This is a genomic window from Nostocoides sp. HKS02 (assembly GCF_009707485.1).
In the GTDB taxonomy this organism is placed as follows: Bacteria; Actinomycetota; Actinomycetes; order Actinomycetales; family Dermatophilaceae; genus Pedococcus.
Window position 1 is genome coordinate 1,915,737 of the sequence record NZ_CP046121.1, and the last position, 12,873, is coordinate 1,928,609.

13 protein-coding genes are annotated in these 12,873 nt (G+C 72.3%); all 13 read right to left on the reverse strand.

Annotation, left to right across the window (positions count from 1 at the left end):
• Window positions 1–21 precede the first annotated feature (21 nt).
• Window positions 22–1,320 (reverse strand): FliI/YscN family ATPase, encoded by a 1,299-nt coding sequence (locus tag GKE56_RS09130; RefSeq protein ID WP_154684283.1) that lies wholly within the window; start codon window positions 1,318–1,320, stop codon window positions 22–24.
• Window positions 1,317–2,996: a flagellar motor switch protein FliG gene (fliG, locus tag GKE56_RS09135; protein ID WP_154684284.1), complete on the reverse strand. Its 1,680-nt coding sequence runs from the start codon at window positions 2,994–2,996 to the stop codon at window positions 1,317–1,319. The genes GKE56_RS09130 and fliG overlap by 4 nt, the downstream gene beginning before the upstream one ends.
• Window positions 2,993–4,588, reverse strand: a complete 1,596-nt coding sequence (gene fliF, locus GKE56_RS09140) for a flagellar basal-body MS-ring/collar protein FliF (RefSeq protein ID WP_154684285.1) — start codon at window positions 4,586–4,588, stop codon at window positions 2,993–2,995. The genes fliG and fliF overlap by 4 nt, the downstream gene beginning before the upstream one ends.
• Window positions 4,585–4,923: a flagellar hook-basal body complex protein FliE gene (locus GKE56_RS09145; protein ID WP_154684286.1), complete on the reverse strand. Its 339-nt coding sequence runs from the start codon at window positions 4,921–4,923 to the stop codon at window positions 4,585–4,587. The genes fliF and GKE56_RS09145 overlap by 4 nt, the downstream gene beginning before the upstream one ends.
• Before the next feature lies 1 nt (window position 4,924).
• A complete protein-coding gene (locus GKE56_RS09150; protein WP_154684287.1) occupies window positions 4,925–5,326 on the reverse strand; it encodes a flagellar basal body rod protein FlgC in 402 nt (133 codons plus the stop codon).
• Window positions 5,326–5,685 carry a flagellar basal body protein gene (locus GKE56_RS09155; protein WP_154684288.1) on the reverse strand — a complete coding sequence of 120 codons (360 nt, stop codon included), beginning with the start codon at window positions 5,683–5,685 and terminating at the stop codon, window positions 5,326–5,328. The genes GKE56_RS09150 and GKE56_RS09155 overlap by 1 nt, the downstream gene beginning before the upstream one ends.
• Window positions 5,686–5,894: 209 nt before the next feature.
• Entirely contained in the window at window positions 5,895–6,803 is a 909-nt protein-coding gene (gene flgL / locus GKE56_RS09160; protein WP_154684289.1) for a flagellar hook-associated protein FlgL, read from the reverse strand.
• A 55-nt stretch (window positions 6,804–6,858) separates the two neighbouring features.
• Window positions 6,859–8,226 carry a flagellar hook-associated protein FlgK gene (flgK, locus tag GKE56_RS09165; protein WP_154684290.1) on the reverse strand — a complete coding sequence of 456 codons (1,368 nt, stop codon included), beginning with the start codon at window positions 8,224–8,226 and terminating at the stop codon, window positions 6,859–6,861.
• On the reverse strand, window positions 8,226–8,591 hold the full coding sequence (locus GKE56_RS09170) for a hypothetical protein (protein WP_154684291.1): 366 nt from the start codon (window positions 8,589–8,591) through the stop codon (window positions 8,226–8,228). Before GKE56_RS09170 ends, flgK begins: the two co-directional genes overlap by 1 nt.
• Complete coding sequence (gene fliS / locus GKE56_RS09175; protein ID WP_230208858.1) at window positions 8,588–8,989, reverse strand: flagellar export chaperone FliS; 402 nt, start codon at window positions 8,987–8,989, stop codon at window positions 8,588–8,590. Before fliS ends, GKE56_RS09170 begins: the two co-directional genes overlap by 4 nt.
• Before the next feature lie 30 nt (window positions 8,990–9,019).
• Window positions 9,020–10,903 (reverse strand): flagellar filament capping protein FliD, encoded by a 1,884-nt coding sequence (gene fliD, locus GKE56_RS09180; RefSeq protein ID WP_154684292.1) that lies wholly within the window; start codon window positions 10,901–10,903, stop codon window positions 9,020–9,022.
• Between the two features lie 94 nt (window positions 10,904–10,997).
• A complete protein-coding gene (locus tag GKE56_RS09185) occupies window positions 10,998–11,825 on the reverse strand; it encodes a flagellin (protein WP_195908066.1) in 828 nt (275 codons plus the stop codon).
• Between the two features lie 137 nt (window positions 11,826–11,962).
• Complete coding sequence (locus tag GKE56_RS09190; RefSeq protein WP_230208859.1) at window positions 11,963–12,805, reverse strand: sigma-70 family RNA polymerase sigma factor; 843 nt, start codon at window positions 12,803–12,805, stop codon at window positions 11,963–11,965.
• Window positions 12,806–12,873: the final 68 nt, after the last annotated feature.

Sequence of the window (12,873 nt, forward strand, 5' to 3'; positions counted from 1 at the left end):
TCACAGGGCACTCAAGGGCGCTCACAGGCCACCGGCCAGGGCATGCAGGCTGGACCAGCTCTCGGCGAGGACGGCGACGTCGTCGAGGTCCTGGCGCAGGAACCGGTCGATGTCGCCGGCCTGCGCCAGGGCACGGTCCACGAGCGGGTTGGTGCCGCTGACGTACGCGCCGATCTCGACCAGGTCCTTGGCGTCGCGACGGGCAGCGAGCAGCTGACGCAGGATCGTGGCGGACTCGCGCTGCTGGGCGTCGGTGAGCGACCGGTTGGCGCGCGAGACGGACTCGAGGACGTCGATGCACGGGAAGTGGCCCGACGTGGCAAGCAGCCGATCGAGCACCACGTGGCCGTCGAGGATCGAGCGGACGGCGTCGGCGATGGGGTCGTTCATGTCGTCGCCCTCGACCAGGACGGTGTACAGCCCGGTGATGCTGCCGGCCTGTGAGGTGCCAGCCCGTTCGAGCAGGCGGGGCAGTAGCCCGAACACCGACGGCGGGTAGCCACGCGTCGCCGGCGGCTCGCCCGCGGCGAGCCCGACCTCGCGCTGGGCCATCGCCACCCGGGTGACGCTGTCCATCGCGAGCAGGACGTCCTGCCCCTGGTCGCGGAACCCCTCCGCAATGCGCGTGGCGGTGTATGCCGCGTGCAGCCGCACGAGCGCCGGCTCGTCCGAGGTCGCGACGACGACGACCGAGCGCGCCAGGCCCTCGGGGCCGAGGTCGTGCTCGACGAACTCGCGCACCTCTCGTCCGCGCTCGCCGACGAGGGCGAGCACGCAGATGGGGGCATCGGTCCCCCGCACGACCATGGAGAGCAGGCTCGACTTGCCGACGCCGGACCCGGCGAAGATCCCCATGCGCTGGCCCCGGCCACAGGGCACGAGCGTGTCGAGGGCGCGGATGCCGAGGGAGAGCTGGGTGTCGATGCGGTCCCGCGTCATGGCCGGAGGCGGGGTGCCGTCGCTGGTCTCCCACGTGACGTCGCGCAGCGGCGGCCCGCCGTCAATGGGGGTACCGAGGGCGTCGACGACCCGACCGACGAGACCGGGGCCCACCGGCACCCGCAGCGGTCCGCCGGTGGCGACCACCTCGGCGCCGCGGCGCACGCCCCGCAGGTCCGACACGGGCAGGCAGCGCGCGATGGGGCCGTCGAGCGCGACGACCTCGGCGAGGATCACGCCGCGGTCGGCCTGGACGCGCACTGCCTCGCCGACGGCCACGTCGAGGCCGGCGACGTCGAGACTCACGCCAACGGCGCGGGTCACCCGGCCACTGACGAGCGGACGGGCAGCCCGGACGAGCTTGTCCAGCACTGCGGTCACGTCGCCAGCACCTCGCGGACGCGGGCGAGTGCGGACCCGAGCCTGGCGTCGACGGAGCGGTCACCGAGGTCGGCGGTGGCACCGCCCCGACCGACCGTGGCGTCGGTGACGACGGTGAGGGTGCACTCGGCAGCCAGGGCGGCAGTGTCCTCGGGCAGCAGCGGCAGGTCGTCCGGGTGCACGCGCAGGGTGACGACCGAGTCTCGTGGCACCTCGGCGAGCGCACGGGCCACCGCGTCGAGGGCCGCGCACTCGCCCACCCGCAGGTGGTGGCCGACGAGCGCCTCGGCGATGTCCACGGCCAGGGCCGCGGCAGTCTCCGTCACGTCCTCGACCGCGGACTGCGACCGCGCGCCGGCCACGGCCTCGCGCAGTCCTGCGAGCACGGCGTCCCAGCCGTGTCTGCGGGCGAGCGTCTCGGCGTCCTCGCGGGCGGCGGCGACCTCGAGCCACTGGTCCTGCTCCCGGCGTGCGGCGAGCAGCCCCGCGGCATACCCCGCCGCATGGCCTTCCTCCCAGGCGCGGGCGCTGACCTGGGTGCCGGGGGCTTGGCCGGTGACCGGCGTCGAGAGCTGCTCGCCGACGAACCGGGCCGGGCGCAGCACCCCGTGCCCGGCACGCGGCAGCAGCGTCGCCCGGCGCGACTCAGAGGACGACATCGTCGGCCCCCCGCCACGCGAGACGACGATGTCGCCGGACTCCTCCAGCGATCGGATGAGGCGGCTGATCACGGCCTGGGCCTCCTCGACGTGACGCAGCCGCACCGGGCCCATCACCTCGATCTCCTCGAGCAGCGCCGTGGCCGCGCGCTCCGACATGTTCCGCATGACCTTGTCGCGCACGTCGGCGCTGACGCCCTTGAGCGCGAGAGCCAGCTGCTTGCTGTCGACCTGGCGGAGCAGGACCTGAACGGCACGGTCGTCGAGGCCCACGATGTCCTCGAACATGAACATGTGCGCGCGGACCTCCTCGGCGAGCTCGGGATCGCGCTGCTCCAGGCCCTCGAGGATGTGCTTCTCGATCGATCGCTCGGTGCTGTTGATGATCCCGACGAGCGGGATGAGGCCGCCCACGGCGGAGTAGTCGGCGCTCTGGACGAGGTTCGCCAGCCGGCGCTCGAGATGGGACTCGACCTGCGTGACGATCTCCGGCGAGGTGCGGTCCATGACGGCCAGGCGGTGCGCGACGTCGGGCTGCACCTCCTCGGCCAGGCCACTGAGCACGACCGCGGCCTGGTCGGAGGCCATGTGCGCGAGAACCAGCGCGATCGTCTGGGGGTGCTCGTCCTGGAGGAACGACAGCAGCAGGCGCGGGTCCACGCGCCGCAGGAACTCGAAGGGCACCTGCATCAGCGAAGCCGAGAGCCGGCCTAGGACCTCCTTGGCCCGGTCGCGGCCGAGCGACTCGACGAGCATTTCCTCGGCGAGGTCGAGCCCACCCTGGATGTAGTACTGCTCGGCGCTGACCATCGCCTCGAACTCCTGGAGCACGTGGTCCTGGGTGTCGAGGTTGGTGCCCTCGAGCCGGGCGATCTCGGCGGTGAGCGCCTCGACCTCGCTCGGCCGCAGCGCACGCAGCACGTGGGCCGAGTTCTCCTTGCCGAGCTGCACGAGCAGGACGGCTGCCTTGCGCACCCCGCTGAGGGTCTCCGCCCCTCCGGTCGTCGTCACGGTCATGCGTGGTCCTCGGCCATCCAGCCGCGCAGCAGCCTGGCGACGTCGTCGGGCCGTTCGCGCGCCATGGTGGCGACCGACTCACGACTTCGGCCGCGCAGCTCGGTGGCACTGTCCACCGGACGCTGCGGCAGCGCGGGGCGCAGCTCGGCCTGCTCGAGGAGCGCGTCGATCGGGGCCGGTGCCGTGGGCACCCGGAAGACCTCGATCGCCTGGGGTTCGCCCGGTCCGGGCTGCCGGCGCGAGCGCCTGAGCCCGATGAGCAGGGCGAGGACGAGGATGACACCCAGGCCCACGGTCTTGCCGATGTCGATGAGCTGGGCACGTTGGCGGTCACTCGCGGCCTGCGCGAGCTCCTTGCTGGCCGCGGCCGCCGCCGTGGTGTCGAACGCCATCTGGCTGACCTGGACCACGTCCCCGCGCTTGGGATCGAGGCCAGCGGCGGCGGCGACGAGCGCCGAGAGCTGGCTGAAGTTCACCGCGCCCGCCGACTTGGCGTCGACGATGACGGCGACCGACATCCGGCGCACCTGGCCGGGAGCCAGGGTCGTCTTCTCCTTGACGGTGCCGACGGCGTTGGTCAGCTTGTCGTCGGACTTGGTGTAGTTCGAGCCTGAGCCGCCGGTGGTGCCTGCGGTTGCCACCGGACCGAGGACGCCGCCGACCGGGGCGCCCGTACCGGTGTACTTCTCCGTGGTCTTCGACGAGCTGAGCGGGATGTTCGGGTTGGTGGGCACGTACTGCTCACGGTCGATGGTCTGCTGGTCGAAGTTGAGATCGGCGTCCACCCGAACGACCGCCTTGCCTGGGCCGACGACCGTGTCGAGCATCGACTGCACCGCGGCTGCGGTCGCGTCGGAGAAGGCCCGCTTCTGCTGGTCGCGTGCATCGGCGCCCGCGGTGTCCGACCCGGGCGTCCCCGCCGCGTGCAGCACTTTGCCGGTGGCGTCGGCGACGGTGACCTGCTCGGGGCTGAGCTTCGGCACCGACCCGGAGACGAGGTGGACGACCGAGTCGACGATCGTCGGGGACAGGGTGACCCCGGGGGCGGTCTTGACGAGCACCGAGCCGGTGGGGGTCGCGGCGTCGGTGGTGAACACGTCGTCCTGCGGGATGGCGAGGTGCACGACCGCGGCCTGGACGCCGTCGATCGACTCGACGGTCTTGGCCAGCTCGCCCTCGAGTGCCCGCTGGTAGGTCACCTTCTGCTGGAAGTCGCTGCTCGTCATGCTCTGCTTGTCCAGCAGCGAGTAGCCCTGCGACCCATTGTCACCGGCCGGCAGGCCCTGGCCGGCCAGGGTGATCCGCTGCTGGTACACGTCGGCCTGCGGCACCATGACCGTCTGCCCGCCGTCGGCGAGCTGGTACGGCTCGCCGGCCTCGGTGAGCTTCGCCGTGACGGCTCCGGCATCTGCGCTGGACAGCCCGGTGAACAGCGGTGCGTAGGTCGGCTTGGACACCCACGAGACGAACAGCACGGCACCGACGACGACGGCGAGGGCCGCCACGCCGGTGACGACGCGCTGGCCGGGAGTGAACCCGCTGAAGAGCCGGCCGACTCGGGTGAGGAGGGCCTTGGGGTCGAAGCCGTTCACATCGGCATCCGCATGATCTCGGTGAACGCGTCGACCGCCTTGTTACGGACGGCGACGGTCAGCTGGGTGGCGACCGCGGCCTCGTTGGCGGCGATCGTGTAGTCGTGGATGTCGGTGAGGTTCCCCGTCACCGCCTGCACGGCGAGGGAGTCGGTCGTCTGGTGCATGGCCTGGAGCTTCTCCAGGCCCTGGGTGACGGCGTTGCCGAACGCGGCCGGGTCGGCAGCGCTGGTGGGGAGGCCGGCACCGGCTCCGGCCACGCCGGACACCCCGGTGGCGCCAGGTGCGGCCAGGGCACCCAGGCCGGCGAGTGGGGAGATGGGGGGGATCGTCATGTCAGCGGCCCAGCCCGATCGCCTGCTGGTATGCCGCCGTGGCCCGTTCGACGACCGCGAGGTTCGCCTGGTACCCGCGCTGGGCCATGATCAGCTGCGACATCTGGTCTGCGAGGTCGATGTCGGGGAGCCGCACGTAGCCGCGGGCATCCGCCAGCGGGTTGCCCGGCTGGTAGGTCACCCGGCCCACAGGGTCGCCGAACTCGGCTCCGGCCACCCGGACTCCATCGGTGCCGCCGTAGTTCGCGGCCTCGGCCACGACGTAGCGGGCCTGGAAGGCCCGGCCGCTCGTCGGCCGGACCGTGTTGACGTTCGCGATGTTGTCGGCGACGGCGTCGAGCCAGGTGCGGTGCAGGACGAGGCCGGTGCCGGCGGTGTCGATCGCGCCGAACGGTCCCGCCATCAGGAGGCCCCGCCCGCGGCGATCCGCAGCCGGGCGAAGTGATCGGTCATCGCCTGGACGCCGAGCTGGTAGGACAGGCCGGTCTTGACACCGGCGAGCGTCTCGTCGTCGAGGTTGACGTTGTTGCCGTCGGTGCGCGTCGGCGCGAGCGACCGCTCGGTGGCGACGGGAGCGTCACCGGGGTCCTGGCCGTCCGAGATGGCGGAGAGCAGGCTGGACTCGAAGTCGACCCGGCCCGCGAGGAACTGCGGGGTGTCGACGTTGGCGACGTTGTCGGCGATGGTGCGCTGACGCAGCGACAGGCCGCTCAGCGCGTGGCCGAGGGCGCTCAGCGTCGGGTCGCCGATGAGGTCGGTCATGGCACTCCTGGATGGAGGTCCGCCAGCATCGGGGTGCTCCGGACCGTCGGGGGGTGGTGCCACACGTCCCTGGCGGCGACGGCCATCCGTGGCCTGCGCCCCCCATCGGCAGCCACCTGAGGCAGTTGAGGACACCCCAGCCAAATTGCCTCACCCGGTGGCGAACTCAGCCGTTCGGCTGATGCCTACAGCCCCGCGTCGGCACGCTGTCAGCGCAGGAAGTCCATCAGCGAGGGCTGGACCACCTTGGCCGCGGCGCCCAGTGCGGCCTGGTACGCCGTCTGCTGCAGGGAGAGGTCGGTGATGGCCTTGGCGAGGTCGATGTCCTCGACGGCCGACAGGCGAGCGGTCACCGTGTCGGCGCGCAGCGCACCACTGGACTGCGCCGCGGTGAGCCGGTTGGTGCGGGCGCCCACGGTGCTCTGCGTCGACCGGAGCGCCTCACCGGCCGAGTCGAGGTCCGCCAGGGCCGTGCCCAGCGCGGTGGTGTCGCCACTGCGCAGGGCCGTGCTGATCCGGTCGAGGACGCCGGCACCCGCTGGGCCGGCTGGGTCGGCGAGGAGCGTCGTGAAGGCGTTGCTGCCGGGGACGCTGACCGGCACCCTCCCGGAGGCGGCGTCGTCGGAGACGGTGCGGTCCACTGTCGCGCCGTTGCCGAGGTACGCCCCGGTGGCGGGGTCGAAGGCGGACGCGGTGTCCTGGGTCCCGGCGAAGACCGGGCGGCCGGCGTACTGCGTGTTGGCCAGCTGCAGGATCCCAGCGCGCAGCTGGTCGACCTCGGCGGCCATCGCCTGGCGCTCGGCCGGGCCGTTCGTGGCGTTCGAGCCGGCGAGGACGAGCTGGCGCACGCGGGTCAGGGAGCTGCCCGCCTGGCTGAGGGCCGAGTCGGCGGTGTTGAGCCACGCCAGGCCGTCGTCGATGTTGCGCGAGAGCTGCTCCTGCTGGCCCTGCTGGGCGCGCAGCTGCATGGCCACGACCGTGTCGACCGGCGAGTCGGACGGCCGGTTGAGCCGGCGACCCGAGGAGAGCTGCTCCTGGGTCTGCTGGAGCCTGGCGAGGCTGGACTGCAGCCCGGCCATCACACCGCTGCTGAGGGTGACGGGGGTGACGCGGGTCATGGCTTGCTCCGGGTGAGGTCGTCGTCGGTCGGGGTTGAGGCTGGCGGTGCAGCGGTCAGTGCGTCATCGTCATCAGGGTGCTCAGCGCGTCGTCGACGGCGGTGACGAACCGCGCTGCCGCGGCATACGCGTGCTGGTAGCTCATGAGGTTGGTCATCTCCTCGTCGAGGCTGACGCTCGAGACGCCCTGGCGCGCGGTGTCGACCTGGCGCAGCACGACGCCCTGGACGTCGGCCTGCCGGGAGGCGCTCTGGGACTGGACCCCCAGCTGCACGACCAGACTGCGGTAGCTGGCGTCCGGACCGGTCGCGTCGCCGAGGTGCGCGGCCATGGCCGAGGCGTTGCCACCGTCGTATGCCGGCGGCGGCGCCGAGGACGCCGCGATACCCGCGGGGTCGGTCACCGCGACCCGGAGACTCCCCGCGGTGGTGCCGCTGAAGAGCGGGCTCCCCAGCGCGCCGGCGCGGTCGTACCCGGCGGCCTGCTGGGTGTTGGTCGTGGAGGCCACCGACGCAGCGACCGCGTCCAGCGCGTCGGTGTAGGACGGGATCGTCTCCGTGAGTGCAGTGAGCAGCCCCTGCGCGGTGCCACCCCCGAGGGAGGCGGGGGTGCCCGAGGCGGCCCAGGCAACCCCGGCCCCTCCCCCGGCCGCGCGGGTGGCCTGCCCAGTGACGGCGAGCGCGGACGCGTGGGAACCGCTCACGAGGGCGGTGCCGCCGATGGTCACCGTGACGGTGCCGTCGTCGGCGAGGCGACCGACGGCTCCCGCCGTCTCGCCGAGCCGCAGGACGAGCTGGTCGCGTTGGTCGGACAGCTCGTGCGCGGGGACCCCGGATGCCGTGGCGCTGCGGATCGCGTCGTTGAGCCGCGCGACGTCGGCCGCGCTCTGGTTGACCTCGGCCACCGTCGCCGTGAGCTGCTCGCGGCTGTCGGTCCACTGCTGGTCCAGGTCGCCCGCGACCCGACCGAAGGCCCCGGCCAGCTGGGTGGCGTTGGCCAGCAGCGCGGCGCGCGGCGCAGTGCTCGTGGGGTCGTTGGCGACGTCGTGCCAGGCGTTCCAGAACGACGACAGCTGGGACTGCAGGCCGGTGCTGCCCGGCTCGCCGAGCGCACCCTCGATCGAGCCGAGGGTGGACTGGGTCGTCGCGGCCAGGGCCTGCGAGCCGTGCACCTGCTGGGCGTGCGACTCCAGGAACTCGTCGCGGACCCGCTGCGTGCCCCGGACCAGGACGCCGTCTCCGGTGATCGGTCCGGCGGACCACATCGAGGGCACGACCGAGGAGCCCTGCGCGACCTGGTCGAGGCGCTGGCGCGAGTACCCGGGAGTGTTCACGTTGCTGATGTTCTGTCCGGTGAGGTCGAGCCCACGCTGGGCGGCCTGGAGGGCACGAGCCGCGAGGCCCAGGCTGGCGAAGTCCGACATCAGGCCCTCGTGTCCAGGTAGGCCGGGTGCCGGTGGTGGTCGGGTGCGCGGGGGTGGTCCGGCAGCCGGTGCGTGAGGTCGCGCAGGGCACGATCGGTGCGGGACAGCTCGCCCGCCACCCGGTGGGCGAGCGCGTCGGTGCGAGCCAGCAGGCCCCGGGCCCGGTCGACCAGGCGCTCGGGCAGGGGCTCGGGCAAGCGCTCGGGCAGGTCCCCGCCGAAGGTGGGCAGCGGCTCGAGGCCTGCGACGGCGTCGGCCAGCTCGGCCCCGCCCCGGGCTTCGATTCGGTCGAGTCCTCGCTCCAGGCGATCCAGCGCGGCGTCCCAGGGCTGGCCGCCCGAGGGCGCCCACATCGCGGCGCTCACGACACGCCCCGGAGCTGACTGGCGTCGGGGGTCTGCGCCGCTGTCACGAAGGCGTCTCGCAACGGCTCGACGACCTCGAGGCAGTCCATGACGTAGGACTGCGACTTGGCGAGGTTGGCCCGGACGAGGGTGTACCCGAGGTACTCGTAGAGCGAGGCCAGGCTGCGCGCCTCCTCCCACCGCGCGACGTCCAGCGAGCCGGCCAGCTCGGCCACGATCTCCTGGGCGTGGACCAGCTCGTGGTGCGCGACCGGGATGTCGGCCGACCCGATGGCCGCGTGCGCGGCATACAGGTCCTTGACGAGCCGGTCGTACAGCATGATGACGAGCCGGCTCGGGGAGGCGGTGGTCACGGCCTCCGACTGGTAGCGGCGGCGCAGAATCTCGGGGGTGGTCACGGTCACGACTCCTGGGTTGTCGCCGTCGGCCTAGTTCTTGCCGGTGGACGGGGTGGGCAGCGAGGCGATCTGGCCCGTGAGCCACTGGCTCTGGGACTGCAGGCTGCCGAGCATGGTCTCGAGCGCGGCGTACTGCCGCTGGAGGCTGTCCTGACGCATCGACATCCGGACCTCGAAGTTCGCGATCTGGTCGGTGTAGTCCCGGACCTGCTCCTGTTCGAGGTTCAGCTGGCCGGTGACGTAGCCGTTGGTGGGGTCGGACGCGGCCTTGACCGTGTCGGAGAGCGCGCTCGCCATGGTGGTGAGGGTCCCGGCCACTGCGTTCGGGTCCTTCGTGTAAGCGGCCAGGAACGTCGCGCGGTCGAAGGTCAGGCTGCCGTCACGGGCCACCCCGACGCCGACCAACCCCGGCGTACTCGCAGCGGTGCCGACCGCGGTGTCGGTGAGCCGCTGGGCGAGGTCGCGCGCCATCGAGCTGCCGAGCAGCGGGCCACCGGTCTTGGTCGTGGTGTCGTAGCCGGACTGGGCGTTGAGGTAGGCCAGCACGTCGTTCGCGGCCTTCACCATCGCCTGGACCTTGTCGGCGATGCCGGCGCTGTCGCGGTCGACGGTGAGGGTCACCGGCGTCGTCGGGTCCGCCTTGGTCGCTGTGATGGTGACGCCGGGCAGGAGGCCTGCGACCGTCGCGGTCGGGGACGTCGCGTCGTACGCGCCCGGGCCGGTGCCGACCCGCAGCACCGTGTCGGAGCCGGCCTGCAGCTGCACCATCGAGCCGAGGGTGGACAGCGAGTTGGGAAAGGCGTCGCCGCCGAGGGTGACGTCGGACCCCGCCCCCGTGGTCATCGAGTTGAGCTGGAGCCGGTATGCCGTGGGCGAGACCTGCACGGCCGTCGCCCGGACCCCCGCGCCGGCGCCGTTGATCGCCGAGACCACGGCGGTCATCGAGGCGCCTGCCGCAACGTCGACGAGGCTCGCCGACGCGGTGCCGGCCCGCAGGCCGCCGCCCAGGGTGAAGACGAGGCTGTCGCCACCCGCGCCACTCAGGGTGAGCTGGGCGCCACGCGTCAGGCTGGAGACCGTCGTCGCGACGCCGTCGAGCGAGACGACCGCGTCGGTGCCGCTCGCGGTGGTCGAGGTGTCGGTGAGGCCGAGCGCGGCGCTCGGGGCGGCCAGCGCCAGGGTGGCGGCCGACCCCTCGTGCGTCGTGGCGAGGCGCAGCGCGCCGGCGGCGGTGCTCGACGCCGTGAGGGTGCCGGCGGACGCCCGGGTCACCTCGGCAGCGAGCTGGTCGCGCGAGTAGGTCCCCTGCGCCAAGGTGATCGTCGTCGCGGTGGACGAGCCGTCCAGGAACACCGAGAACCCGGCGTTCGAGGCGTCGATGGTCACGGTGTCGGCCACCGGCGCCCCGGTCAGGGCGGCGCCTGCCGAGGACTGGGTCACGGTCACGGTGTGGGCACCGGTCGAGAGAGTGGGGCCGGCCGTGGGCGAGGCCAGGCCGAGCGCGCCCAGGCCCGTGGCCAGCACGAACGGGCCGTTCGCGACGGCGGAGGTGAGGCTGCCCACCGAGCCGGACGAGACGGCCGCGCCGGCGGTGGCCACCGACTGCACGGTGAAGGTCGTGCTCCCGGGCATCGCGGTGGCGTCAGTCGTGGCGGTGGCGAGCGCCGTCTGCGACGAGGTGGCGGTGGTTGCCGTCCAGCCGGATGCGCCGGTGATGCTGTCGGGCACGAGAACGCTCGCCGCCGTCTGGAGCGTGGCGAGACTGGTGTTGAGCGACTGCAGCACGCCGATCATCGTCTGGCTGGCGGTCTTGCCGGTGGTCAGGTAGGCCCCTGACTGCCGCTCGACCTGCATGAGCGAGCTGATGATCTGCGTCGTGTTCAGTCCCGAGACGAGTCCGTCGACCCCGGCCATGGCACTGCCTCCTTCCCATCGGTGGTGCAGGGCGGGTGCGGGCCCGGGGGCCGGGGAGGATCAGTCCCCAGCGCCCCCGGGCCGCACCACGGACTCAGCCGAGCAGCTTGAGAACCGACTGCGGAGCGGAGTTGGCCTGCGCCAGCATCGAGACACCGGCCTGCTGGAGGATCTGCGACCTGGTGAAGGACGTCATCTCCTTGGCCATGTCGGTGTCACGGATCCGGGACTCGGCCGCAGCCGAGTTCTCGGACGCCACGTTGAGGCTGTTGATGGTGTGCTGCAAGCGGTTCTGCACGGCACCGAGGTCGGCCCGGTCACCCGAGACGGTCTTGATGGCCGCGTCGACCGCGGTCAGGGCGCTCGCGGCACCGGCCTGGGTGGTGACGTCCAGCGCGTTCGTACCCAGCGTGGTGGTGTCCGCCTTGGCGAAGGCCACCGAGACCGTCTGGCCGTTGTTGGCGCCGATCTGGAAGGTGAACGACCCGGCCGTCCCGCCCGTGCCGTCGAGCAGGTTCTGGCCGTTGAACTGGGTGGTGCTGGCGATCCGGTCGAGCTCGCCGTTGAGCGCCGTGACCTCCTTCTGGATGGCTGCCCGGTCGTCCGAGGTGTTCGTGTCGTTGGCCGACTGGACGGAGAGCTGGCGCATGCGCTGGAGGATGGAGTGCGTCTCGTTGAGCGCGCCCTCAGCGGTCTGCACGAGGCTGATCGCGTCCTGCGCGTTCGAGGTGGCCTGGTTGAGGCCGTTGGTCTGGGCGCGCAGCTTCTCGCTGATCGCCAAGCCGGCGGCGTCGTCGGCGGCCCTGTTGATGCGCAGACCCGAGGACAGTCGCTCGAGGCTGGTGGCCATCGAACCCTGCGTCGAGCTCAGGTTCCGGTACGCGTTCATCGCCGCAACGTTGGTGTTGATCTGCAGACCCATGGTGGTTCCTCTCCTTGGATGGGGTCACGAGGAGCCATCCGTGGCTCCCCGCGTCGGCCCCCGTGGGGGTCGACACCGGCCCTATCGGCCGGTTCGAGCAGTCCCTGAGGACTTCTCGTCGGGCTCGCCGGGTGGGGTCACTCCCCCACGGCGTGGACCGGGCTGTGGCTGCCACGGACCCCACCGGTGCGGCGGTGGGCGTGGCTGGCACGACCCGCGATCTCGGCGTAGTACGCCGCCCGTCGTCGGGCGACCACGCCGTCAGTGCGGGCGGGCACGAGCTCGGGGTCGAGGTTGGTGTTCAGCCCGTCGCGCAGCAGACCGAGCGCCTCGGTGCGCAGCTGGGAGACGCGCGACTCGGTGACCCCGAGCTCCTCGGCGACCTCACGGACAGACCGGTCCTCGAAGAAGGTGCCCCGGACGACGGAGCGCAGCCGCTCGGGCAGTGCCTCGACGGCGGCGAGCAGGTAGGTACGCCGCTCCTGTTCGACCACGACGGACTCCGGCGTCTGGGTCGTGTGCGGCAGCAGGTCGTCGGCGTCACCGTCCGCACCCACCGCGTCGATCCGCAGCACGACGGACCGGTGCAGGTCGCGGCGCAGCTCGTGCAGCTCCTCCACGCTCGCACCCATGGCAGACGCGAGCTCGTGCTCGTGCGGCTCGCGGTGCAGGGTTCCAGTGAGCGCCTCGCGATGGGTCTCGCGCTCACGCGCCCGAGCCCGCAACGACCGAGATGCCCAGTCCATCGAACGCAGCTCGTCCAGGAGGGCGCCCCGGATCCGTCGCGCGGCATACCGGCCGAACGGGACCCCCAGGTGCGGGTCGAAGGAGCGAGCGGCGGCGACCAGCGCACCGAGCCCGGCCGACGTCAGGTCGTCCAGCGCGACGTGTCCGGGCAGGCGCGCGCTCAGCGAGCGGACCTCGTAGTGAACGATCGGCAGATGGTCACGGCAGGCCGTTTCGAGGTCAAACGAACCCAAATGCGCTTGAGTGCACTCATTGACAGTCACATGGCGGAGCCTTTCGTAGCCAATTGGGTGTCTCTGAC